The organism is Phocaeicola faecalis (assembly GCF_021730445.1).
GTDB classification, from domain to species: Bacteria; Bacteroidota; Bacteroidia; order Bacteroidales; family Bacteroidaceae; genus Phocaeicola; species Phocaeicola faecalis.
In genome coordinates, this window is sequence record NZ_JADNRM010000008.1 from 129,404 (window position 1) to 149,778 (window position 20,375).

The window sequence follows — 20,375 nt, forward strand, 5'->3', positions numbered from 1 at the left end:
GGAGGCTTAGATAATGGGAATTATTATTAAACCGTTGGTTACAGAGAAAATGACTGCGATTACCGAAAAGTTAAACCGTTTCGGCTTTATTGTACGTCCTGAGGCTAACAAGTTGGAAATTAAGAATGAGATTGAAGCTTTGTATAATGTTACAGTAGTAGATGTAAATACGCTAAGATATTCTGGAAAGAATAAGAGCCGTTATACTAAAACTGGACTTATCAGTGGCCGTACAAATGCTTATAAGAAAGCAATTGTTACATTGAAGGAAGGTGATACTATTGATTTTTATAGCAATATTTAATAAAGATGGCAGTACGTAAATTTAAGCCCACAACACCGGGGCAAAGACATAAGATTATTGGTACTTTTGAGGAAATTACTGCGTCAGTACCAGAAAAGTCTCTTGTAAGCGGAAAACGTGTATCAGGAGGTCGTAATAATGTCGGTAAAATGACGGTTCGCTATGTCGGCGGTGGTCATAAGCAAAAATACCGTTTTATTGATTTCAAGAGAAATAAAGACGGCGTTCCAGCAGTGGTTAAAACTATTGAATACGATCCGAATCGTTCGGCTCGTATCGCTTTGTTGTTTTATGCTGATGGTGAAAAAAGATATATTATTGCTCCTAATGGATTGCAAGTTGGTAGCACTTTGATGTCTGGAGTTAGTGCAGCGCCTGAGATTGGTAACGCACTTCCACTCGAAAACATCCCTGTCGGTACTGTAATTCACAATATTGAATTGCGTCCGGGTCAAGGTGCAGCTTTGGTAAGATCGGCTGGTAATTTTGCTCAGTTGACTTCAAGAGAAGGTAAGTATTGTGTAATCAAATTGCCTTCAGGTGAAGTAAGACAAATACTTAGTGCTTGTAAGGCTACTATTGGTAGCGTAGGTAACTCTGATCATGGATTGGAAAGTTCTGGTAAGGCAGGTCGTTCTCGTTGGTTGGGACGTCGTCCTCGCAACCGTGGTGTTGTTATGAACCCGGTTGATCACCCGATGGGTGGTGGTGAAGGACGTGCTTCAGGAGGTCATCCAAGATCACGTACAGGCTTGTATGCTAAGGGCTTGAAGACAAGAGCTCCTAAGAAACAGTCTTCTAAGTATATTATCGAGAGAAGAAAGTAATAACTGATTAATTGAGTAAATTATGAGTCGTTCATTAAAAAAAGGTCCATATATTAACGTAAAACTGGAAAGCAAAGTGCTTGCTATGAATGAAAGCGGCAAGAAGAATGTCGTTAAAACTTGGGCTAGAGCTTCAATGATTTCGCCTGATTTCGTAGGGCATACAATTGCAGTTCATAACGGAAATAAATTTATTCCTGTTTACGTTACTGAAAACATGGTAGGACACAAGTTGGGCGAATTCGCACCAACACGTACATTCCGTGGTCATGCTGGTAACAAGAAAAAATAAGCAGGATAATCTGAAGAAATAATAAAGTAATAAATAATGGGAGCAAGAAAAAAAATATCGGCTGAAAAAAGAAAAGAAGCCCTTAAGACCATGTATTTTGCAAAGTTGCAAAATGTTCCTACATCTCCACGCAAAATGCGTCTCGTGGCTGACATGATTCGTGGTATGGAAGTGAACCGTGCATTGGGTGTCTTGAAGTTTTCTTCTAAAGAAGCTTCTGCAAGAGTGGAAAAGCTATTGCGCTCTGCTATTGCTAACTGGGAACAGAAAAACGAACGTAAAGCAGAGGACGGTGAATTGTTTGTAACAAAGATTTATGTTGATGGTGGTGCAATGCTGAAAAGAATGCGTCCGGCTCCACAGGGAAGAGGTTACAGAATTCGCAAACGTTCAAATCACGTGACTTTGTTCGTTGATTCTAAGAATACTAATGATAATCAAAATTAAGACTAGATGGGACAGAAAGTTAATCCGATAAGCAACCGTTTAGGAATTATCAGAGGATGGGATTCTAACTGGTACGGTGGCAACGATTATGGTGACGCTTTGTTGGAAGACAGCAAAATCCGTAAATATTTGAATGCCAGACTTGCAAAAGCCAGCGTTTCAAGAATTGTTATTGAACGTACACTGAAATTGGTGACAATCACAGTTTGTACAGCTCGTCCGGGTATTATCATTGGTAAAGGCGGTCAGGAAGTTGACAAGCTGAAAGAAGAGTTGAAGAAAATCACAGATAAGGATATTCAGATTAATATCTTTGAAGTGAAGAGACCTGAGCTGGATGCTGTTATTGTAGCTAACAATATCGCTCGTCAGGTAGAAGGTAAGATTGCCTATCGCCGTGCCATTAAAATGGCTATCGCAAATACCATGCGTATGGGTGCTGAAGGTATCAAAGTATTGATTTCAGGACGTTTGAATGGCGCTGAAATGGCTCGTTCTGAAATGTATAAAGAAGGAAGAACTCCGTTGCATACATTCCGTGCAGATATCGACTACTGTCATGCTGAAGCTTTGACTAAGGTTGGTTTGCTGGGTATCAAAGTATGGATTTGCCGTGGTGAAGTGTATGGCAAGAAAGAATTAGCACCGAACTTTACTCAGACAAAAGAGAGCGGTCGCGGTGGAAATGGCAACAACAACGGTGGTAAGAACTTCAAAAGAAAGAAAAACAATCGCTAACGGATTTGAATTTTAGGAATTATGTTACAACCGAAAAAGACAAAATTCAGAAGACAGCAGAAGGGCAGTCAGAAAGGAAATGCTCAAAGAGGAAACCAATTGGCTTTTGGCTCATTTGGAATTAAATCTTTGGAGACTAAATGGATTACAGGTAGACAAATTGAAGCTGCACGTATTGCGGTAACAAGATATATGCAACGTCAAGGACAGATTTGGATCCGTATTTTCCCGGACAAACCTATTACTCGTAAGCCTGCTGATGTGCGTATGGGTAAAGGTAAAGGTGCTCCTGAAGGCTTCGTTGCTCCGGTTACTCCGGGTCGCATTATCATCGAGGCAGAAGGTGTTCCTTATGAAGTAGCTAAAGAAGCTCTGCGCCTTGCAGCTCAGAAACTTCCTGTTACTACTAAGTTTATAGTTAGACGTGATTACGATGCTCAAAACCAAAATGCTTAATTTATTATGAAGATTGCAGAAATTAGAGAAATAGCTACCAATGAATTGGCAGAAAGAATTGAAGCTGAAGTAGCCAATTACAATCAGATGGTTTTAAATCATTCTATCTCTCCGCTGGATAATCCTGCACAGATTAAGAAATTACGCAGAACAATCGCGCGTATGAAAGCAGAATTGCGTCAGAGAGAACTTAACAAATAATAATGGTCCTCATGGAAGCTAGAAATTTAAGAAAAGAAAGAACTGGTGTTGTAGTAAGTAATAAAATGGATAAGACCATTACTGTTGCTGCTAAGTTTAAGGAAAAACACCCTATTTATGGTAAGTTCGTTTCTAAGACGAAGAAATACCATGCTCATGATGAAAAGAATGAATGTAATGTAGGTGATACAGTACAGATCATGGAAACTCGTCCTTTGAGCAAAACTAAGAGATGGAGATTGGTTGAAATAATTGAAAGAGCTAAGTAATTATGATACAAGTAGAATCCAGACTTACAGTGTGTGACAACAGTGGCGCTAAAGAAGCTCTTTGTATCCGCGTTTTGGGCGGTACAAGGAGACGTTACGCCTCTGTAGGGGATGTCATTGTAGTTTCTATCAAGAGTGTAATCCCCTCTAGTGATGTTAAAAAAGGTGCAGTATCAAAGGCTTTAATTGTACGTACTAAGAAAGAAATCCGTCGTGCTGATGGTTCTTATATTCGTTTTGATGATAATGCTTGCGTATTATTGAACAACGCAGGTGAAATTAGAGGAAGTCGTATCTTTGGCCCTGTAGCAAGAGAGTTGCGTGCTGCAAACATGAAAGTGGTATCACTTGCACCTGAAGTACTTTAATTTTGTAAAAGATTTAAGTAATGAGTAAATTACATATTAAAAAAGGCGATACAGTTTACGTAAACTCTGGTGAAGATAAAGGTAAAACTGGCCGCGTGCTGAAAGTTCTTGTTAAAGAAGGACGTGCACTTGTAGAAGGTATCAATATGGTATCTAAGAGTACCAAACCTAATGCAAAGAATCCTCAGGGAGGTATCGTAAAGCAGGAAGCTGCTATTCATATCTCTAACTTGAATGTGGTTGATCCGAAGACTGGTAAACCGACACGTGTGGGAAGAAAAGAAAGTTCTGATGGAAGAACATTTGTTCGTTATGCTAAAAAATCGGGAGAGGAGATTAAATAATGAGTAATACTGCTAGCCTTAAGAAAGAATATGCAGAGCGCATTGCGCCTGCATTGAAGAATCAGTTCCAGTATTCTTCATCTATGCAAATTCCCGTACTTAAGAAGATTGTTATCAATCAGGGCTTGGGTATGGCTGTTGCAGACAAGAAGATTATTGAAGTTGCTATTAATGAGTTAACAGCAATTACTGGTCAGAAAGCTGTAGCAACAGTTTCACGCAAAGATATCGCTAACTTTAAGTTGCGTAAGAAAATGCCGATTGGTGTAATGGTAACTTTGCGTCGTGAAAGAATGTATGAGTTCCTTGAAAAACTGGTTCGCGTTGCTTTGCCACGTATCCGTGACTTTAAAGGTATCGAAAGCAAGTTTGATGGACGAGGTAACTATACATTGGGTATTCAGGAACAAATCATTTTCCCTGAAATAAATATCGATAGTATTACTAAAATTCTCGGAATGAATATTACCTTTGTAACTTCTGCTCCGACAGACGAAGAAGGTTATGCCTTGTTAAAGGAATTTGGTTTACCGTTTAAAAACTCAAAAAAAGATTAATATATTATGGCAAAAGAATCAATGAAGGCTCGTGAAGTAAAAAGAGCCAAACTTGTAGCCAAATATGCTGAAAAACGTGCTGCGTTGAAGAAGATTGTTAATTCAGGTGACCCTGCTGAAGCTTTTGAAGCTGCTCAGAAATTACAGGCTCTTCCTAAGAATTCTAATCCTATTCGTTTGCATAATCGTTGTAAATTGACTGGTCGTCCTAAAGGTTATATTCGTCAGTTCGGAATCTCAAGAATTCAGTTCCGCGAAATGGCTTCTAATGGATTGATTCCGGGCGTTAAGAAAGCAAGCTGGTAATTCTTTTTATTTTTAAATATTGTCAGGGTGGTCCTGATTAATTTAATTAATTATTTATATGACAGATCCAATCGCAGATTATCTCACCAGATTGAGAAATGCAATTAGTGCAAAGCACAGAGTAGTAGAAGTGCCTGCCTCAAATTTGAAAAAGGAAATCACTAAGATTCTTTTTGAAAAAGGCTACATTCTGAACTACAAATTCGTAGAAGATGGTCCTCAAGGAACTATCAAAGTGGCTTTGAAGTATGACACAGTAAACAAAGTAAACGCAATCAAGAAGTTGATTAGAGTTTCTTCTCCGGGTTTGCGTCAGTATACTGGTTACAAAGACATGCCGAGAGTAATTAATGGTTTAGGTATTGCTATAATATCTACTTCCAAAGGTGTAATGACTAACAAAGAAGCTGCCGAGCTGAAAATTGGTGGTGAAGTTCTTTGTTACGTATATTAATTAGGAGGATAAGCAATGTCAAGAATAGGAAAATTACCCATTAGTATTCCCGCTGGAGTAACAGTTACTCTGAAGGACAATGTAGTTACAGTAAAAGGTCCTAAAGGCGAATTAAGCCAATTTGTTGATCCCTCTATCAATGTTGCTGTTGAAGATGGACATGTGGTGTTGACAGAAAATGAAAATGCAATGTTGGATAACACAAAGCAGAGACATGCTTTCCACGGCTTGTATCGCTCATTGGTTAACAACATGGTTGTTGGTGTTTCTGAAGGTTACAAAAAAGAACTGGAACTTGTCGGTGTAGGTTACCGTGCTTCAAACAATGGTAATATTATTGATTTCGCATTAGGTTATACTCATAACATCTTTATGCAGTTGCCTCCTGAAATCAAAGTAGAAACTAAGTCAGAAAGAAATAAGAACCCTCTTATTATATTGGAATCTTGTGACAAACAGCTGTTAGGTCAGGTTTGTTCAAAAATACGTTCTTTCCGTAAGCCGGAACCTTATAAAGGTAAAGGTATTAAGTTTGTTGGCGAAGAAATTCGTAGAAAGTCTGGTAAGTCAGCCGGTGCTAAATAATTTACATAAAATTGTATTATCATGACAACAAAATTAGAAAGACGAATCAAGATCAAATATAGAGTACGCAATAAGGTTTCAGGTACTACTGAACGTCCGCGTATGAGTGTGTTTAGAAGTAACAAGCAGATTTATGTTCAGGTTATCGATGATTTGGCTGGTAAGACTTTGGCTTCAGCTTCATCTTTGGGAATGGAAGCTATGCCTAAGAAAGAACAAGCTGCTAAAGTTGGTGAACTGATTGCTAAAAAAGCTCAGGAAGCTGGTATTACGACTGTCGTGTTCGACCGTAATGGTTACTTGTATCATGGGAGAATAAAAGAAGTGGCTGATGCTGCTCGTAACGGTGGACTTAAATTTTAATCAATTATGGCAGTTAATAATAGAGTTAAGATAACTAACGATATAGAGTTAAAGGACAGATTGGTTGCTATTAACCGTGTTACAAAAGTAACAAAAGGTGGTAGAACATTCAGCTTCTCTGCAATTGTCGTTGTTGGAAACGAAGACGGTATCATTGGTTGGGGTCTTGGTAAAGCAGGTGAAGTTACAGCTGCTATTGCTAAAGGCGTAGAGGCAGCTAAAAAGAACCTTACTCGCGTTCCCGTTCTGAAAGGCACAGTTCCTCACGAACAATCTGCTAGATTCGGCGGTGCCGAAGTATTCATCAAACCGGCTTCTACCGGTACTGGTGTTGTAGCAGGTGGCGCTATGCGTGCTGTTTTGGAAAGTGTTGGTATTACAGACGTTTTGGCTAAGTCAAAAGGTTCTTCTAACCCGCACAACTTGGTAAAAGCTACAATCCTAGCTTTGGGTGAAATGAGAGATGCTCGCATGGTAGCTCAGAACAGAGGTGTAAGTATGGAAAAAGTATTTAGAGGATAAGGAGGAAATATGTCAACTATTAAGATTAAACAAGTAAAAAGTAGAATTGGTGCTCCTGCTGATCAGAAAAGAGTACTCGATGCACTGGGACTTCGCAAAATGAATCGTGTGGTTGAACACGAAGCAACTCCTTCAATTCTTGGAATGGTAAATAAGGTTAAACACTTGGTTGCCATCGTTAAGTAATTCATTGTTAATAAAAAAACTAATTACGATATGAATTTAAGTAATTTAAAACCTGCAGAAGGATCTACAAAGACCAGAAAAAGAGTTGGCCGTGGTGCTGGTTCTGGTTTAGGCGGTACTTCTACAAGAGGTCATAAAGGAGCTAAGTCAAGATCAGGCTATTCAAAGAAGATCGGTTTTGAAGGTGGTCAGATGCCTCTTCAACGTCGTGTTCCGAAGTTTGGTTTTAAGAATATTAACCGTGTAGAATACAAAGCAATCAATCTTGAAACTATTCAGAAATTGGCTGAAGCTAAAAATCTGACTAAAGTGGGAATGAATGACTTTATCGAAGCTGGTTACATTTCTTCTAATCAATTGGTAAAGGTACTAGGTAACGGTAGTTTAACTACTAAACTCGATGTAGAAGCAAATGCTTTCTCAAAGAGTGCGGTAGCTGCAATCGAAGCTGTTGGTGGTAATGCAGTAAAACTCTGATTCAATGAGAAAATCTATTGAAACATTAAAGAATATATGGAAAATTGAGGATCTGAGACAAAGGATCCTCATTACTATATTATTTGTTGCAATATACAGGTTTGGTTCTTACGTGGTTCTTCCAGGTATTAACCCGGCTATGTTAACTCAGTTGCATAAACAAACGAGTGAAGGTTTGTTAGCCTTGTTAAACATGTTCTCTGGAGGAGCGTTCTCAAATGCATCTATTTTTGCATTGGGAATTATGCCATATATTTCGGCATCAATTGTGATTCAGCTTTTAGCGATTGCTGTTCCCTACTTTCAGAAAATCCAACGTGAAGGTGAAAGTGGTAGACGAAAAATCAATCAGTATACTCGTATATTGACAATTGCTATCTTGATTTTCCAGGCTCCCTCATATCTGATTAACTTAAAGATGCAGGCTGGCCCATCACTTAATGCTTCATTAGATTGGACATTCTTTATTATTACTTCTACCATCATTTTGGCAGCAGGAAGTATGTTTATCCTGTGGCTTGGAGAAAGAATTACTGATAAAGGTATCGGTAATGGTATTTCATTCATTATTTTGATTGGTATCATTGCACGTTTGCCTCAATCTTTGTTTCAGGAAGTCGTTTCCCGTTTATCTTCTCCGGGTGCCGGTGGTATCGTTATGTTCTTATTGGAAATAGTATTCTTACTATTCGTTATTGCAGGAGCCATTCTTTTGGTTCAGGGGGTTCGCAAGATTCCTGTACAATATGCAAAACGTATTGTAGGCAATAAGCAATATGGTGGTGCCAGACAATATATTCCTTTGAAAGTGAATGCTGCGAATGTAATGCCTATCATTTTTGCTCAGGCAATTATGTTTATTCCTATTACATTAGTAGGCTTTTCTAATGCTGCTACAGCAAGTGGTATTGTACGTGCATTTGTAGATCATACTAGCTTCTGGTATAACCTTGTTTTTGCAATATTGATTATTGTATTTACATATTTCTATACTGCAATTACAATAAACCCGAACCAGATGGCAGAAGATATGAAGAGAAATAATGGTTTTATTCCGGGAATAAAACCAGGTAAGAATACAGCTGAGTATATAGATGCGATTATGTCTCGTATTACTCTGCCGGGTTCTATTTTCTTGGCTGTTATTGCTATTTTCCCTGCTTTTGCAGGTGTATTCGGAGTAAAGGCTGAGTTTGCCCAGTTCTTCGGTGGAACATCATTGTTGATTCTTGTTGGTGTGGTATTAGATACTCTTCAGCAAGTTGAAAGTCATCTGTTGATGCGTCACTATGACGGATTATTGAATTCCGGAAGAATTAAGGGTCGCTCAGGTAATGTCGCTGCATATTAATTTAGTCTGAAGATGATATTTCTTAAGACAGATGATGAGATAGAGCTGCTTCGTCAGAGTAACCTACTTGTAGGTAAAACTCTGGCTGAAGTTGCTAAATTGATAAAACCAGGTGTAACAACCAGGGAACTGGATAAGGTAGCAGAAGAGTTTATTAGAGATAATGGTGCTATTCCTACTTTTAAAGGTTTCCCAAACCAGAATGGTGATCCGTTTCCCAGTACATTATGTACTTCTGTAAATGATCAGGTTGTACACGGCATTCCGAATGATATACCTTTGAAAGAAGGGGATATCGTTTCTGTTGATTGTGGTACTTACATGAATGGTTTCTGTGGTGATTCTGCCTATACATTTTGTGTTGGTGAAGTTGATCCGGAAGTAAGAAAACTTTTGAAAACAACAAAAGAAGCTCTTTATCTTGGCATTGAGAATGCCATTCATGGAAAAAGATTGGGTGATGTAGGCTATGCGGTTCAGCAGCATTGCGAATCAAATGCTTATGGTGTGGTAAGAGAATTTGTGGGACACGGTATTGGTAAAGAAATGCATGAAGACCCACAAGTACCCAATTATGGTAAAAGAGGATATGGCACTCTATTGAAAAAAGGAATGTGTATTGCCATTGAACCAATGATTACGTTGGGCTCTCGTCAGATAGTGATGGAGAGAGATGGATGGACAGTACGCACGAGAGATAGGAAATGTGCTGCTCACTTTGAACATACTGTTGCAATAGGAGTAGGAAAGGCAGATATTTTATCCTCATTTGAATATGTCGAACAAGTATTAGGAGATAAAGCAATTTAATATGGCAAAGCAATCCGCAATAGAACAAGATGGAGTTATCGTAGAAGCATTGTCAAATGCAATGTTTCGTGTTGAGCTAGAAAACGGGCATGAGATTACTGCTCATATCTCTGGCAAGATGAGAATGCATTACATTAAAATATTACCCGGGGATAAGGTCAGAGTAGAGATGTCTCCTTATGACTTATCTAAAGGAAGAATCGTTTTTAGATACAAGTAAAAAAGAAATAAGATATGAAAGTAAGAGCATCATTAAAGAAACGTACGCCGGAATGCAAAATCGTTAGACGAAATGGCCGTTTGTATGTTATTAACAAGAAAAATCCTAAGTATAAACAACGTCAAGGATAATTTATTATTTTTGCAAAAAAAATAATTTAGTATATGGCTATAAGAATAGTTGGTGTAGATTTGCCTCAAAATAAGAGAGGCGAGATTGCGTTGACCTATGTATATGGTATCGGACGCAGCAGTTCAGCAAAAATCTTGGATAAGGCTGGTGTTGACAGAGATCTTAAAGTAAAAGATTGGACAGATGATCAAGCAGCTAAAATTCGTGAAATCATTGGTGCTGAATACAAAGTAGAAGGTGATCTTCGTTCAGAAGTGCAATTGAACATTAAGCGATTAATGGATATTGGTTGCTATCGTGGTGTGCGTCATCGTATTGGTCTGCCGGTTCGCGGTCAGAGTACAAAGAACAACGCCCGTACACGTAAGGGAAGAAAGAAAACAGTTGCAAATAAGAAAAAAGCTACTAAATAATAATTGTTGATATGGCAAAAAAAACAGTCGCAGCTAAGAAGAGAAATGTGAAGGTTGACGCTAATGGACAGTTGCATGTTCATTCTTCATTCAACAACATCATTGTATCTCTGGCAAATAGTGAAGGTCAGATTATCTCATGGTCTTCTGCAGGTAAGATGGGATTTAGAGGTTCTAAAAAGAACACTCCTTATGCAGCTCAGATGGCTGCACAAGATTGCGCTAAAGTTGCGTTTGATCTTGGCCTGAGAAAGGTGAAAGCTTACGTTAAAGGTCCTGGAAACGGACGTGAGTCTGCTATCAGAACTATCCACGGAGCTGGTATTGAAGTTACTGAAATTATCGATGTAACTCCGCTTCCTCACAATGGTTGTCGTCCTCCGAAGAGAAGAAGAGTATAAAAGATAACCCTATTTTTATATGTAACTTGATTTTGTTAATAATGGATTGCACTTTCCTTTCTGTAATCGCGGCTGCAACAAATTAAGTTCATTAGTAACAATTAAATTAGAAAAAGAAAATGGCTAGATATACTGGACCAAAATCAAGAATTGCCCGTAAATTCGGTGAAGGAATCTTTGGAGCAGATAAAGTTTTATCTAAGAAGAATTATCCTCCCGGACAGCATGGTAACAACAGAAGAAGAAAGACTTCTGAGTATGGTGTCATGTTGGCAGAAAAACAAAAAGCTAAATATACTTACGGTGTATTGGAAAAACAATTCCGTAACCTGTTTGAAAAGGCAGAGAGTGCTGCCGGTATTACCGGTGAAATCTTGTTGCAGAGTTTAGAGGCTCGCCTTGACAACGTGGTGTTCCGTTTGGGTATTGCTCCTACTCGTGCAGCTGCTCGTCAGTTGGTAGGTCACAAGCACATTACAGTAGATGGTAAAGTGGTAAACATTCCTTCATACGCTGTAAAACCCGGTCAGATTGTAGGTGTACGCGAAAGATCTAAATCTTTGGAAGTGATTGCAAATTCACTGGCAGGATTCAATCATAGCAAATATCCTTGGTTGGAATGGGATGAAAGCATCAAAGCAGGTAAGTACTTACACACACCTGAAAGAGCAGACATTCCTGAAAACATTAAAGAACACTTGATCGTTGAATTGTACTCTAAATAATAATTAATTTCATGGCGATATTAGCATTTCAAAAACCTGATAAAGTATTAATGTTGGAAGCGGATTCCAAATTCGGTAAATTTGAATTCCGTCCACTCGAACCCGGTTTCGGTATTACCGTAGGTAATGCTTTGCGCCGTATTCTTCTTTCTTCATTGGAAGGATTTGCAATCAACACGATTAAAATCGAAGGTGTAGAACATGAGTTCGCCACTGTTCCAGGTGTTAAAGAGGATGTTACCAACATTATCTTAAATCTGAAGCAAGTCAGATTTAAGCAAGTAGTAGAAGAATTTGAAAACGAAAAGGTAAGCATTACCGTTGAGAATTCTAGTGAATTTAAGGCAGGTGATATAAGTAAGTATTTGACTGGATTTGAAGTGTTAAATCCTGAATTGGTTATTTGCCATTTAGATTCAAAAGCAACTTTACAGATGGACATTACTATTAACAAAGGTAGAGGCTATGTTCCGGCTGACGAAAACCGTGAATACTGTACTGATGTGAACGTAATTCCCATCGATTCTATTTACACACCGATACGTAATGTAAAATATCAAGTAGAAAACTTCCGTGTTGAGCAGAAGACTGACTACGAAAAGCTGATATTGGAAATTACTACCGATGGTTCCATTCATCCGAAGGAAGCTTTGAAAGAAGCAGCTAAAATATTGATTTATCACTTTATGTTGTTCTCTGACGAAAAGATTACTCTTGAGACTTCTGATGTGGACGGCAATGAAGAATTCGATGAAGAAGTATTGCACATGCGCCAGTTGCTGAAGACCAAGCTGGTTGATATGGACCTCTCTGTTCGTGCTTTGAACTGTTTGAAAGCTGCCGATGTAGAAACATTGGGTGACTTGGTACAGTTTAACAAGACCGATCTGTTGAAGTTCAGAAACTTCGGTAAGAAATCGCTCACGGAGCTTGATGATTTGCTCGAGAGTCTGAATCTGTCGTTTGGAACTGACATTTCTAAGTATAAATTAGACAAAGAATAAAAAATGAGACATAATAAGAAATTCAATCATTTAGGTCGTACTGCTTCTCATAGAAGCGCTATGTTATCTAACATGGCTTGCTCTTTGATTAAGCACAAAAGAATCACTACGACTGTTGCAAAGGCTAAAGCTTTGAAGAAATTCGTTGAGCCTTTAATTACAAAGTCTAAAGACGACACTACTAATTCACGTCGTGTAGTATTTAGCAACTTGCAAGATAAAATCGCTGTAACAGAATTATTCAAAGAAATTTCTGTAAAGGTAGCAGATCGTCCGGGTGGTTATACTCGTATCATCAAGACAGGACATCGTCTGGGTGACAACGCTGAAATGTGCTTCATCGAGTTAGTTGACTATGATGAAAACATGGCTAAGACTGCAACTGCTAAGAAAACAACTCGTACTCGTCGTTCTAAGAAGAGTGCTGCTGAAGCTCCTGCTGCAGAAGCTCCTGCTGCAGAAGCTGCAACTACAGAAGAAGCCCCTAAAGCTGAGTAATCTGTACACAACTATATATATTAAAGGTCGTAACCAAGTGGTTACGGCCTTTTTTATTTGTTTGCAATAGTTGAACAAATTCTCTTGTTGTTTGTTAATTTAATATAGGAAATGAAACAGGAAAGGCTAATTATGCTATCTTTGCAATAGAAAAACAAGAAAATGAAAGGATTCATTGCAATCATATTATTCTTTGTGCTTGCATTGGCAGGAGTCAAAACAGGGCATTTCAGCGTAGCTTCTTCGGTAGTTGTGCCGGAGCAATGTGCTGTGCAAGATGACTGTTCCACTCAGGCACATACAATAAATGAAGGTGCTATCATTCCTTTGGAAAGAGAGAGATGCCTGGCTGATATGGAGTTCAGCGATGCCCACACACTGGCCCATCGTGTAAGTACCTCAGCAGAGCGTTTATACCGTTTTTCTTCCATAGAGACCATACAATACATGAAAGCCTTATTGCGCAAATTAGCCACACGTATGGACATGCTTGCCCACTGCTCAAAACGTGTTTACGATACTTCGCGCAGCCAAAGCTGGGACGATGCCTGCGAGCATTATATCTTTGGCATGAGGCGTATTCTGATTTAGATTTTATTCTTTTACTCGTATTTTATGCATTCGTATTATCCTGTTGCTACAGGGTAATAGGGGAGTGTATAGGGATAGTTATGTTTTTCTTATTAGTAACAGAATAAAATTTGAAGATTATGAATAATGCAGTTTCAGCTGATGTAACTCTGTTTTCAAGAGTACATCCCGACATAGTAAAACGTATCAGTGTTTCGTCAGTTATTGTTTCGGCCTTACTTGCCATTGGCGGTATTGGTGCTTTCGTTACCTCCTTGCGGATGGGCGACGCCACATCTACCTTGAGTATGATATTTATGACAGCCGGTACAATTCTGCTTCTTATAGCTCTTTTTCGCCTTTTCTGGCGGAGCAAAGAATGGGTCTACACTCCCACAGGCAGTGTGACCAAAGAAGGTTCTTGTTTCTTTGATGTATGCGATTTGCATGCGTTGACCGACCAGTTGGATAAGAAAGTATTTGGCAAAGACAGTGATGTGCAAGTAAAAACTAACGGTAATGTTCGGATGGATTATCTTATTTCTCAAGATAAGAGATTTGCAGCTGTCCAGCTGTTCCGTTTCATCCCTTATACGTATGAAGCAGCATCTTCCGTGTATTATCTGACCGGACAAGATGCGCTGGGCTTCACACGCTGTCTGGAAACTAATAAATTTTGATTTTTTCTATGACTCTTTATGTTATGAAAGTAAAGCAAGCCTGTGAAGGTGAACTTTACTTGCTTAAGACGTTAATGTGATAAATTGTTGGGTGGGGTTAGTCGTTGATGACCAGCCCCATCTTTTTCATTAAAAAGCACGCATTCATGTTGCGGGCAACACCCTCACGCATTTTGTAGGAAAAAGCCAACTCATTGTTTGTGATATCTGCCTCGAAGCAATAATTGCGGATTTCATCAGGGAAGTATTCGATTAGTTTGCCCAGCAAGAGGTCATGCGTAGCGATGATGCCGTTTGCTTTCAGCGTCATCAACTGTTTGACAAGGGCAAAAGACCCTTTCTGTTTGTCCATCGAATTGGTGCCTTTCAGTATTTCATCCAGAATGATAAATAATTCCTCACCCGAGTTCAGCCGGTCGATAATCTGTTTCAAACGTTTCAGTTCAGCAAAGAAATACGATTCGTTATCATTGAGCGAGTCTGAAGTCCTCAAGCTGGTTATGAGTCGGGCAGGATAGATTTCGAGCGAGTCACAACACACCGGACTGCCAATGCAGGCAAGCACATAGTTTATTCCGATAGTACGCAGATAAGTACTTTTGCCGGCCATATTCGCTCCGGTAATAATGACGAAAAAGGGGCGCGAAGGAATCTCCGCATCGTTTTTCACACATTGGTTTACGGGCATCAGCGGATGTCCCATTTCCCGGGCACGGAAGACGAACGGCCTGTCGGCTATCACCGGATACGTATAAGCCGGATGATTGAATGCAAAAGTTCCCATCGAACAGAGTGCATCCATTTCTCCGAGCGTATCCAGCCAATGCAGAAGGCAGCCCCCATATTTCCTTCTCCACTCTTCGATGCGCATCACCTGGCGGAGCTGCCAAAACACAGAACCCTCCAAAAGTACATACATAATCAGATTATTCCTTAAATCCAGTCTGTCCAGTTCGGCCGACAACTCCTTCAGCACCTCCGTTGTCCGCTTTCCATCCGTACCGAAATCCGCTTTGAGGCGGGCAAGCAACGGCGCCTTCATCTCCTGTCCGTCAATGAGCTCAATGAGTTTTGCATAAATGGAAAGGATGCGGAGCTTCTTGTCATATATTCCTTGCAGGTTAGTGACATGTTTGATAAGCCCGAAACTCGCCACCACGAACGTGCCGAAAGCAAGCCCGAGCCAACTCATCGGAATTACTCCGGCCAATCCCAATGCCAATAAGACGGTATTGACCGCAGGCACAAGCCAAAGCATAGGACGGCTCCACCACATCCGGCTGAAATAAGCGGAAGATTCCGTCCATTCCTTAATCTCGTTGCGGTCGCCGGCCTCACCCTTGTAGAGCAGTCCGGTGATGCGGAAAGATTCGCGGAACTTATCATATCCGGCAAGTTCGCCGACTGCCGCCTGTCGTTCCTCTATTTCTTCCTTCTTTTCCAAAGGTTTCTGCAGCCATTCCGCCAGTTTGTTTTTTCCGAAAGAAGTGCACGTGCGGTTCATCGCCTGAAACAGAGAATGATGTCCAAAGATGTCGAGGTCTAAAGAATAGCGGTGGGCTGCGTTGACAAACTCTGCCCCTTCGTCAAACGGCTCATAGTTATTATCCAATGCCGAAATCTCGTCTCGATTAACACGGATACATGTCTCCAGCCACTCTTTTCGGAAGAAGAGTCCATTGTGGAACTTCACCAGCATCAGAAACGGTACGAACGTGAGTGCGATAATCAAACATAAGACGGCAGTTCCGGCATCATAGCCATAGATTACCCCGAAGACACCTGCCAGAAACAGGACAACCCGCAGGCTGCTGATGCGCATAATCTTGTTCTTTACTGTCTGAAGTTCCTTTTCCGCTTCGTCAATCCGTTGTTGATATTGTGCTTTTAATTCCATTTTTTTATTTGTTCATTGATAGTACTTGCAGGCAAATATAGGGAAAAATATCCCTCCTTCGTCAGTAATTATGTTATTTAGCCTTATCTGCCTGTCGTTTCGCAGCGATAAGGAGAAGTCGGGAGAATGAAACTTTAACGGAAAAAATGGATGTTTCTCTCCCGAAAAGTGTATATTTGTCAATAGAAAGAGCAACAAACACATTGATTATGAAAAAAATAGCATTGATATTGCTTTCATCCCTTATCCTGTCGGGATGTTCTCCTTATGGTATGCAGGGAAACCCGGCGGCAGTGCAGGCAGGTGCGGCCATCGGCGGTGTGCTGGGGGCCATTATAGGCGACAGGGCAGGCGGATATAACGCCTCACAGTTCGGAGCTTTGGTGGGAACAGTGGCCGGGGCTGCAGTAGGCAATGCGGTGACTACCCCTCGGCGGGACGATGGCACGGAAGAAGGATATTATATAGAAAGCCGCACGTCGCGCCCGTCCTATAGCACTTCGTCGGCAGGAGGGTATGACGGCTACGCACCGGCCTATTCGGATTTGCGTGTCACGAATCTTCGCTTTATCGATGACAATCGTAATCATACGATTGATGCCGAGGAAGACAGTAAGTTGGTATTCGATGTGGTGAATGACGGTGATACTCCCGCCTACAATGTCACTCCCATGATTGAAGAAGTGACCGGCATGAAACATATCCTTATCTCTCCGGCACAGCAGATTGCCTATATGCCGGTGGGAAATACGATTCGTTATACGGCAACAATCCGCGGCGGCAGAAAGCTGAAGACAGGAGAGGCCGTGTTCAGGGTTTATACCACGGAGAGCAACGGTGCGGTGAGCCAGACACATGAGTTTTCTTTGCCCACACAGAAAAGGAAGAAATGATTTATCAAACCAAATAACACAATGAAAAAGACAAAACTATTTGCAGCACTGCTCTTGATGGCTGTGTGTGCAGGATGCGGAACGGAAAAAGAGCAGGCAACGATGGTCACGGTGGATATTGCCGGCGAACATTCAGAGAAGGAAGTGCTCCTTCAGGATTTTATGGATGTGGAATACATTCCATTGGAGACAAGTGATGAATTTGTGACCCAGGGAAGTGTGATGGATATAGGCGACAAGTATCTGCTGGTGAAGAACTGGGCAAACGACGGCGACATTTTTGTTTATGACAGAAAGACCGGTAAGGGCATACGGAAAATAAACCGGAAGGGACAAGGTGCCGAAGAATATAACTTTATCAACGGAATTATTCTGGACGAAAGCAGCGATGAAATGTTTGTCAACTGCACTGCAGCGAAAAAAATCTATGTGTATGATTTGTCGGGAAACTTCAAGCGTTCCTTTGAGCACCCGAAAGATACCGAATTCATGGATGTCCTTAATTATGATAAAGACAATCTGATTTGTTATGATATGTCTGTCTATTATAAAGACGGACAGCCCAGAGAGAAAGGAAAATCCTATCACTCGCTCATTTCCAAGAAAGACGGAAGTGTCACTCGTGGCATCTATCTTCCGTATGATGTAGTCAAGGCTCCTTGTGTGCAGCAGGGAGATGGAGTGGCGATGGCTTCTGTACGTCCGATTATTCCGAACCGGGGAGAATGGCTGTTGGTTGACTGTTCTTCGGATACGGTGTATAATTATGTGCCCGAAAAAAACGAACTGGTTCCTTTCCTTGCAAAAGCGCCGACCAAGGACCCGGAGATACTCCTGACAATGGGAGCTATCACCGACCGTTATTATTTTATTCACACTGTAAAGAAAGTGTTTGATTTTACTACCGGAAGAGGATTCTTTATGAACGATTTCATGTACGATAAGCAGGACAATGCGCTTTATAAGGCAAAGGTGCTCAATAGTGATTTTGTAAAGAAACGCGGTGTGGATATGTTTTTGCGCCCAATCAATAATAATGAAATCGCGGTTGTTCAGACATTGGCAGCCGGTCAGTTGGTCGAAGCTTATCAAGAAGATGGACTGCAAGGCCGGTTGAAAGAGGTGGCAGCGGGATTGGATGAAGAAGCCAATCCGGTGGTCATGCTGGTGAAGTATAAACACTAAGATGACAGACGGTATCTTATACCCCAAACAATGGGCATTGTTTTCGAAGAATGTTACCATTGTTTGGAAAAACTCTTTCCATTGTTTGGGAAAAACCTCACGAGAGTTTTTGAGGTATATATTTCCTGCTTTTCTTCCGGAAAAAGTGATTGAGCAGGAATAAATGCAAATCATGTTTCACACATATCGTGGGGATAACGTACTGTCGTACAGTGACTTGTTGTGAAACGTACTGCATGGGCGAAATCTGTCACAGGAAATTGTTATAATGAAAAAAGGTGGAAGAGCTTTTTGTTATAACAGTTGCCTGATAAAAGACCAAGGTCTTTTTAAAAAACTCCTTCACCTTTTTCAAAGACTTCAAGGTCTTTTTTCAAAACCTCAAGGTCTTTTTTGAGTACTCCATCGTCAGTTTTTATTGATGATGCTTTGAATTTCTTGCAATGTTAAGTTTCCGGTGATGATGATGATGGTAAGCTCATTCTGTTCCTCGCTCAGCAATACGAATTCCTTTTGCTTTTCCTTATCATGTTTCAAGAAAATCGTAGTCTTCTCACCTTCATCGTTGATGCGCATCAGCTCCTCGTAACCGTTCTTGGGGTTGATATAGCTGACATCTTTCTTTATCTGCGCAATGACAGACGCCTTTTCACAACTCAGAATCTGAATATTGTCCAACTTACTTGCCATTTTTCCGATATTGACACCCTCGGCTTTCATATCGGGCATCAGACTGAGCATCGCTTTGGATATATATACAGATGTAACACCTTCCATATCGGCATACTTGTCAAAAAAAGAGTCCTGTGCATAAGTGAATAATGAGCAGAGGGACAGTAACAGGGTAATAATATATGTACGTTTCATCACTTTAAGTTTTTAATTCGTTTCAATTGTTGGTTTACATTCTCTTGTATCTTTTCGGTGGTCTCGTGTACCGTTTCCACTTGTTGCACTCCCTTATTGAGCGCAGACGAAAACATGAGCAGTGCTTTTTGAGCCTCTGCGTATGCTTCGGCAGGAGAAGCGCAGGTATCTTGCGGGGTAGGAGATGTGTAAGGTTTATACAGATACATTCCTACCGAGAAGAGAAGGAGCAGACTGGCGGCAATGCTGCCCATCCACTGCAAGCGGATGATGCGTGTACGCTTTTTTATCTTCATGGTTCGCCGTTCGCGCGTATCCCATTCGTCTATCAGACCGCTTAATTTACTTTCCAGACCTTCGGGCGTTTCCGGTTCAGGTTGGGAGGCGAGCTGTGCGAAGAGTCTTTTCTCGGCAAGTAGGTGTGCCGGAACGTCCTCTTGTGCAAAGAACTTTTTCAGTTCTTTTTCTTCGGCCTCATTCGTTTCTCCGTCATAATATCGGACTAGTAATTGTTCTATTTCATTTACTTTCATAGTTCATAAGTTCATTAAATTGTTCACGTATCTTTTTGCGGGCACGGCTCAGCAATACACGGATATTGACGGCCGTGAGTCCGGTGGCTTGTTCTATTTCTTCGTAAGAGCAGTCGTTCACGTCACGCAGCAGGATGATTTGTTGCTGTTGCCGCGGCAACTGTCCGATTAATTTTTTTACCTGATTTGCTTCGTCTCTTTGTTCTATTTCGTGCACCATGTTGCTGTCTGTCGGGAGATTTAGCTCTTCGGGCAGTCGGCTGTCTTCGTCCGGTCTGCAGGAACGGAGGGAATCGTAGCACAAATTTTTGATAAGCGTCACACAATAAGCCTCAATGCTGGCAACCTCGGGAAGTTCGTCGCGCTTTTTCCACAATTTCAGATACGCCTCCTGCACCATGTCCTCGGCATCCTGCACATTGCCCATCAAGCGGAAGGCCACTCGATAGAGTTTGGCATGGCAAGGTAGAAATTGTTGTTTAAAACTAGCGGCGTCCATG

At 40.8% G+C, this 20,375-nt stretch carries 35 protein-coding genes; 31 read left to right on the plus strand and 4 right to left on the minus strand.

The window, feature by feature from the left end; translation table 11 throughout:
- Positions 1-13: 13 nt before the first annotated feature.
- The 29 genes from rplW (at position 14) to IR173_RS10190 (ending at position 14,500) form a co-directional block, all read left to right on the plus strand.
- Positions 14-304: a 50S ribosomal protein L23 gene (gene rplW / locus IR173_RS10050; protein WP_237039488.1), complete on the plus strand. Its 291-nt coding sequence runs from the start codon at positions 14-16 to the stop codon at positions 302-304.
- 5 nt (positions 305-309) lie between these two features.
- Positions 310-1,131 carry a 50S ribosomal protein L2 gene (rplB, locus tag IR173_RS10055; protein WP_237039489.1) on the plus strand — a complete coding sequence of 274 codons (822 nt, stop codon included), beginning with the start codon at positions 310-312 and terminating at the stop codon, positions 1,129-1,131.
- A gap of 22 nt (positions 1,132-1,153) precedes the next feature.
- Complete coding sequence (gene rpsS / locus IR173_RS10060; RefSeq protein WP_178797807.1) at positions 1,154-1,423, plus strand: 30S ribosomal protein S19; 270 nt, start codon at positions 1,154-1,156, stop codon at positions 1,421-1,423.
- 36 nt (positions 1,424-1,459) lie between these two features.
- Positions 1,460-1,870, plus strand: a complete 411-nt coding sequence (rplV, locus tag IR173_RS10065) for a 50S ribosomal protein L22 (protein WP_005941874.1) — start codon at positions 1,460-1,462, stop codon at positions 1,868-1,870.
- A 6-nt stretch (positions 1,871-1,876) separates the two neighbouring features.
- On the plus strand, positions 1,877-2,608 hold the full coding sequence (rpsC, locus tag IR173_RS10070; RefSeq protein WP_237039490.1) for a 30S ribosomal protein S3: 732 nt from the start codon (positions 1,877-1,879) through the stop codon (positions 2,606-2,608).
- A gap of 21 nt (positions 2,609-2,629) precedes the next feature.
- Positions 2,630-3,064 (plus strand): 50S ribosomal protein L16, encoded by a 435-nt coding sequence (gene rplP, locus IR173_RS10075; RefSeq protein WP_005844860.1) that lies wholly within the window; start codon positions 2,630-2,632, stop codon positions 3,062-3,064.
- 6 nt (positions 3,065-3,070) lie between these two features.
- Positions 3,071-3,265: a 50S ribosomal protein L29 gene (rpmC, locus tag IR173_RS10080; RefSeq protein WP_005941868.1), complete on the plus strand. Its 195-nt coding sequence runs from the start codon at positions 3,071-3,073 to the stop codon at positions 3,263-3,265.
- An 11-nt stretch (positions 3,266-3,276) separates the two neighbouring features.
- A complete protein-coding gene (rpsQ, locus tag IR173_RS10085) occupies positions 3,277-3,534 on the plus strand; it encodes a 30S ribosomal protein S17 (RefSeq protein ID WP_237039491.1) in 258 nt (85 codons plus the stop codon).
- Positions 3,535-3,536: 2 nt separating this feature from the next.
- On the plus strand, positions 3,537-3,902 hold the full coding sequence (rplN, locus tag IR173_RS10090) for a 50S ribosomal protein L14 (protein WP_005941865.1): 366 nt from the start codon (positions 3,537-3,539) through the stop codon (positions 3,900-3,902).
- A gap of 20 nt (positions 3,903-3,922) precedes the next feature.
- A complete protein-coding gene (rplX, locus tag IR173_RS10095) occupies positions 3,923-4,246 on the plus strand; it encodes a 50S ribosomal protein L24 (RefSeq protein ID WP_005941862.1) in 324 nt (107 codons plus the stop codon).
- Complete coding sequence (rplE, locus tag IR173_RS10100) at positions 4,246-4,803, plus strand: 50S ribosomal protein L5 (protein WP_005941860.1); 558 nt, start codon at positions 4,246-4,248, stop codon at positions 4,801-4,803. Before rplX ends, rplE begins: the two co-directional genes overlap by 1 nt.
- A gap of 6 nt (positions 4,804-4,809) precedes the next feature.
- Positions 4,810-5,109 carry a 30S ribosomal protein S14 gene (gene rpsN / locus IR173_RS10105; protein WP_005941858.1) on the plus strand — a complete coding sequence of 100 codons (300 nt, stop codon included), beginning with the start codon at positions 4,810-4,812 and terminating at the stop codon, positions 5,107-5,109.
- Positions 5,110-5,167: 58 nt separating this feature from the next.
- Complete coding sequence (gene rpsH / locus IR173_RS10110) at positions 5,168-5,563, plus strand: 30S ribosomal protein S8 (RefSeq protein ID WP_005941856.1); 396 nt, start codon at positions 5,168-5,170, stop codon at positions 5,561-5,563.
- Between the two features lie 15 nt (positions 5,564-5,578).
- On the plus strand, positions 5,579-6,148 hold the full coding sequence (gene rplF / locus IR173_RS10115; RefSeq protein WP_005941855.1) for a 50S ribosomal protein L6: 570 nt from the start codon (positions 5,579-5,581) through the stop codon (positions 6,146-6,148).
- 21 nt (positions 6,149-6,169) lie between these two features.
- Positions 6,170-6,511, plus strand: a complete 342-nt coding sequence (rplR, locus tag IR173_RS10120) for a 50S ribosomal protein L18 (RefSeq protein ID WP_237039492.1) — start codon at positions 6,170-6,172, stop codon at positions 6,509-6,511.
- Between the two features lie 6 nt (positions 6,512-6,517).
- The gene (gene rpsE / locus IR173_RS10125) at positions 6,518-7,033 is read left to right on the plus strand and encodes a 30S ribosomal protein S5 (RefSeq protein WP_005941853.1); all 516 of its coding nucleotides are present in this window, start codon (positions 6,518-6,520) and stop codon (positions 7,031-7,033) included.
- Between the two features lie 9 nt (positions 7,034-7,042).
- On the plus strand, positions 7,043-7,219 hold the full coding sequence (rpmD, locus tag IR173_RS10130) for a 50S ribosomal protein L30 (RefSeq protein ID WP_005941851.1): 177 nt from the start codon (positions 7,043-7,045) through the stop codon (positions 7,217-7,219).
- A gap of 30 nt (positions 7,220-7,249) precedes the next feature.
- Complete coding sequence (gene rplO, locus IR173_RS10135) at positions 7,250-7,696, plus strand: 50S ribosomal protein L15 (RefSeq protein ID WP_005941849.1); 447 nt, start codon at positions 7,250-7,252, stop codon at positions 7,694-7,696.
- Positions 7,697-7,700: 4 nt separating this feature from the next.
- Complete coding sequence (secY, locus tag IR173_RS10140; RefSeq protein ID WP_237039493.1) at positions 7,701-9,047, plus strand: preprotein translocase subunit SecY; 1,347 nt, start codon at positions 7,701-7,703, stop codon at positions 9,045-9,047.
- Positions 9,048-9,059: 12 nt separating this feature from the next.
- The gene (map, locus tag IR173_RS10145) at positions 9,060-9,857 is read left to right on the plus strand and encodes a type I methionyl aminopeptidase (protein WP_237039494.1); all 798 of its coding nucleotides are present in this window, start codon (positions 9,060-9,062) and stop codon (positions 9,855-9,857) included.
- Between the two features lies 1 nt (position 9,858).
- Entirely contained in the window at positions 9,859-10,077 is a 219-nt protein-coding gene (gene infA / locus IR173_RS10150; protein WP_002558052.1) for a translation initiation factor IF-1, read from the plus strand.
- A gap of 14 nt (positions 10,078-10,091) precedes the next feature.
- Complete coding sequence (gene ykgO / locus IR173_RS10155) at positions 10,092-10,208, plus strand: type B 50S ribosomal protein L36 (protein ID WP_002558051.1); 117 nt, start codon at positions 10,092-10,094, stop codon at positions 10,206-10,208.
- Between the two features lie 33 nt (positions 10,209-10,241).
- Positions 10,242-10,622 (plus strand): 30S ribosomal protein S13, encoded by a 381-nt coding sequence (gene rpsM, locus IR173_RS10160; RefSeq protein WP_005941839.1) that lies wholly within the window; start codon positions 10,242-10,244, stop codon positions 10,620-10,622.
- Positions 10,623-10,633: 11 nt separating this feature from the next.
- Complete coding sequence (gene rpsK / locus IR173_RS10165) at positions 10,634-11,023, plus strand: 30S ribosomal protein S11 (protein WP_005675443.1); 390 nt, start codon at positions 10,634-10,636, stop codon at positions 11,021-11,023.
- A 119-nt stretch (positions 11,024-11,142) separates the two neighbouring features.
- The gene (gene rpsD / locus IR173_RS10170) at positions 11,143-11,748 is read left to right on the plus strand and encodes a 30S ribosomal protein S4 (protein WP_005941835.1); all 606 of its coding nucleotides are present in this window, start codon (positions 11,143-11,145) and stop codon (positions 11,746-11,748) included.
- Positions 11,749-11,759: 11 nt separating this feature from the next.
- The gene (locus tag IR173_RS10175) at positions 11,760-12,752 is read left to right on the plus strand and encodes a DNA-directed RNA polymerase subunit alpha (protein ID WP_005941832.1); all 993 of its coding nucleotides are present in this window, start codon (positions 11,760-11,762) and stop codon (positions 12,750-12,752) included.
- A 3-nt stretch (positions 12,753-12,755) separates the two neighbouring features.
- Positions 12,756-13,250 carry a 50S ribosomal protein L17 gene (rplQ, locus tag IR173_RS10180; RefSeq protein WP_237039495.1) on the plus strand — a complete coding sequence of 165 codons (495 nt, stop codon included), beginning with the start codon at positions 12,756-12,758 and terminating at the stop codon, positions 13,248-13,250.
- A gap of 162 nt (positions 13,251-13,412) precedes the next feature.
- Positions 13,413-13,841, plus strand: coding sequence for a hypothetical protein (locus IR173_RS10185; protein WP_237039496.1), 429 nt, complete (start codon positions 13,413-13,415; stop codon positions 13,839-13,841).
- Between the two features lie 119 nt (positions 13,842-13,960).
- Complete coding sequence (locus IR173_RS10190) at positions 13,961-14,500, plus strand: hypothetical protein (RefSeq protein WP_237039497.1); 540 nt, start codon at positions 13,961-13,963, stop codon at positions 14,498-14,500.
- 97 nt (positions 14,501-14,597) lie between these two features.
- Here the strand turns inward: IR173_RS10190 and IR173_RS10195 are convergent, their stop codons facing one another.
- Complete coding sequence (locus tag IR173_RS10195; RefSeq protein WP_237039498.1) at positions 14,598-16,397, minus strand: MutS family DNA mismatch repair protein; 1,800 nt, start codon at positions 16,395-16,397, stop codon at positions 14,598-14,600.
- A gap of 209 nt (positions 16,398-16,606) precedes the next feature.
- Here IR173_RS10195 and IR173_RS10200 point away from each other — a divergent pair, with 209 nt between their 5' ends.
- Together IR173_RS10200 and IR173_RS10205 are read left to right on the plus strand one after the other, a co-directional pair.
- Positions 16,607-17,290, plus strand: a complete 684-nt coding sequence (locus IR173_RS10200) for a hypothetical protein (RefSeq protein WP_262914292.1) — start codon at positions 16,607-16,609, stop codon at positions 17,288-17,290.
- A 21-nt stretch (positions 17,291-17,311) separates the two neighbouring features.
- The gene (locus tag IR173_RS10205) at positions 17,312-18,475 is read left to right on the plus strand and encodes a 6-bladed beta-propeller (protein ID WP_237039499.1); all 1,164 of its coding nucleotides are present in this window, start codon (positions 17,312-17,314) and stop codon (positions 18,473-18,475) included.
- Between the two features lie 408 nt (positions 18,476-18,883).
- Here the strand turns inward: IR173_RS10205 and IR173_RS10210 are convergent, their stop codons facing one another.
- Genes IR173_RS10210 through IR173_RS10220 form a run of 3 tightly spaced genes read right to left on the minus strand, consistent with a single transcriptional unit; the run spans position 18,884 to position 20,374 of the window.
- Positions 18,884-19,342, minus strand: coding sequence for a DUF4252 domain-containing protein (locus IR173_RS10210; RefSeq protein WP_022507739.1), 459 nt, complete (start codon positions 19,340-19,342; stop codon positions 18,884-18,886).
- Positions 19,342-19,875, minus strand: coding sequence for a hypothetical protein (locus IR173_RS10215; protein WP_237039500.1), 534 nt, complete (start codon positions 19,873-19,875; stop codon positions 19,342-19,344). Before IR173_RS10215 ends, IR173_RS10210 begins: the two co-directional genes overlap by 1 nt.
- The gene (locus IR173_RS10220; protein ID WP_237039501.1) at positions 19,862-20,374 is read right to left on the minus strand and encodes an RNA polymerase sigma factor; all 513 of its coding nucleotides are present in this window, start codon (positions 20,372-20,374) and stop codon (positions 19,862-19,864) included. The genes IR173_RS10215 and IR173_RS10220 overlap by 14 nt, the downstream gene beginning before the upstream one ends.
- Between the last annotated feature and the right edge of the window lies 1 nt (position 20,375).

Excerpts from the sequence above, each read along its gene's own strand:
- rplW (WP_237039488.1), top strand. The coding sequence starts at position 14 with ATGGGAATTATTATTAAACCGTTGGTTACAGAGAAAATGACTGCGATT.
- rplB (WP_237039489.1), top strand. The coding sequence starts at position 310 with ATGGCAGTACGTAAATTTAAGCCCACAACACCGGGGCAAAGACATAAG.
- rpsS (WP_178797807.1), top strand. The coding sequence starts at position 1,154 with ATGAGTCGTTCATTAAAAAAAGGTCCATATATTAACGTAAAACTGGAA.
- rplV (WP_005941874.1), top strand. The coding sequence starts at position 1,460 with ATGGGAGCAAGAAAAAAAATATCGGCTGAAAAAAGAAAAGAAGCCCTT.
- rpsC (WP_237039490.1), top strand. The coding sequence starts at position 1,877 with ATGGGACAGAAAGTTAATCCGATAAGCAACCGTTTAGGAATTATCAGA.
- rplP (WP_005844860.1), top strand. The coding sequence starts at position 2,630 with ATGTTACAACCGAAAAAGACAAAATTCAGAAGACAGCAGAAGGGCAGT.
- rpmC (WP_005941868.1), top strand. The coding sequence starts at position 3,071 with ATGAAGATTGCAGAAATTAGAGAAATAGCTACCAATGAATTGGCAGAA.
- rpsQ (WP_237039491.1), top strand. The coding sequence starts at position 3,277 with ATGGAAGCTAGAAATTTAAGAAAAGAAAGAACTGGTGTTGTAGTAAGT.
- rplN (WP_005941865.1), top strand. The coding sequence starts at position 3,537 with ATGATACAAGTAGAATCCAGACTTACAGTGTGTGACAACAGTGGCGCT.
- rplX (WP_005941862.1), top strand. The coding sequence starts at position 3,923 with ATGAGTAAATTACATATTAAAAAAGGCGATACAGTTTACGTAAACTCT.
- rplE (WP_005941860.1), top strand. The coding sequence starts at position 4,246 with ATGAGTAATACTGCTAGCCTTAAGAAAGAATATGCAGAGCGCATTGCG.
- rpsN (WP_005941858.1), top strand. The coding sequence starts at position 4,810 with ATGGCAAAAGAATCAATGAAGGCTCGTGAAGTAAAAAGAGCCAAACTT.
- rpsH (WP_005941856.1), top strand. The coding sequence starts at position 5,168 with ATGACAGATCCAATCGCAGATTATCTCACCAGATTGAGAAATGCAATT.
- rplF (WP_005941855.1), top strand. The coding sequence starts at position 5,579 with ATGTCAAGAATAGGAAAATTACCCATTAGTATTCCCGCTGGAGTAACA.
- rplR (WP_237039492.1), top strand. The coding sequence starts at position 6,170 with ATGACAACAAAATTAGAAAGACGAATCAAGATCAAATATAGAGTACGC.
- rpsE (WP_005941853.1), top strand. The coding sequence starts at position 6,518 with ATGGCAGTTAATAATAGAGTTAAGATAACTAACGATATAGAGTTAAAG.
- rpmD (WP_005941851.1), top strand. The coding sequence starts at position 7,043 with ATGTCAACTATTAAGATTAAACAAGTAAAAAGTAGAATTGGTGCTCCT.
- rplO (WP_005941849.1), top strand. The coding sequence starts at position 7,250 with ATGAATTTAAGTAATTTAAAACCTGCAGAAGGATCTACAAAGACCAGA.
- secY (WP_237039493.1), top strand. The coding sequence starts at position 7,701 with ATGAGAAAATCTATTGAAACATTAAAGAATATATGGAAAATTGAGGAT.
- map (WP_237039494.1), top strand. The coding sequence starts at position 9,060 with ATGATATTTCTTAAGACAGATGATGAGATAGAGCTGCTTCGTCAGAGT.
- infA (WP_002558052.1), top strand. The coding sequence starts at position 9,859 with ATGGCAAAGCAATCCGCAATAGAACAAGATGGAGTTATCGTAGAAGCA.
- ykgO (WP_002558051.1), top strand. The coding sequence starts at position 10,092 with ATGAAAGTAAGAGCATCATTAAAGAAACGTACGCCGGAATGCAAAATC.
- rpsM (WP_005941839.1), top strand. The coding sequence starts at position 10,242 with ATGGCTATAAGAATAGTTGGTGTAGATTTGCCTCAAAATAAGAGAGGC.
- rpsK (WP_005675443.1), top strand. The coding sequence starts at position 10,634 with ATGGCAAAAAAAACAGTCGCAGCTAAGAAGAGAAATGTGAAGGTTGAC.
- rpsD (WP_005941835.1), top strand. The coding sequence starts at position 11,143 with ATGGCTAGATATACTGGACCAAAATCAAGAATTGCCCGTAAATTCGGT.
- IR173_RS10175 (WP_005941832.1), top strand. The coding sequence starts at position 11,760 with ATGGCGATATTAGCATTTCAAAAACCTGATAAAGTATTAATGTTGGAA.
- rplQ (WP_237039495.1), top strand. The coding sequence starts at position 12,756 with ATGAGACATAATAAGAAATTCAATCATTTAGGTCGTACTGCTTCTCAT.
- IR173_RS10185 (WP_237039496.1), top strand. The coding sequence starts at position 13,413 with ATGAAAGGATTCATTGCAATCATATTATTCTTTGTGCTTGCATTGGCA.
- IR173_RS10190 (WP_237039497.1), top strand. The coding sequence starts at position 13,961 with ATGAATAATGCAGTTTCAGCTGATGTAACTCTGTTTTCAAGAGTACAT.
- IR173_RS10195 (WP_237039498.1), bottom strand. The coding sequence starts at position 16,397 with ATGGAATTAAAAGCACAATATCAACAACGGATTGACGAAGCGGAAAAG.
- IR173_RS10200 (WP_262914292.1), top strand. The coding sequence starts at position 16,607 with ATGAAAAAAATAGCATTGATATTGCTTTCATCCCTTATCCTGTCGGGA.
- IR173_RS10205 (WP_237039499.1), top strand. The coding sequence starts at position 17,312 with ATGAAAAAGACAAAACTATTTGCAGCACTGCTCTTGATGGCTGTGTGT.
- IR173_RS10210 (WP_022507739.1), bottom strand. The coding sequence starts at position 19,342 with ATGAAACGTACATATATTATTACCCTGTTACTGTCCCTCTGCTCATTA.
- IR173_RS10215 (WP_237039500.1), bottom strand. The coding sequence starts at position 19,875 with ATGAAAGTAAATGAAATAGAACAATTACTAGTCCGATATTATGACGGA.
- IR173_RS10220 (WP_237039501.1), bottom strand. The coding sequence starts at position 20,374 with ATGGACGCCGCTAGTTTTAAACAACAATTTCTACCTTGCCATGCCAAA.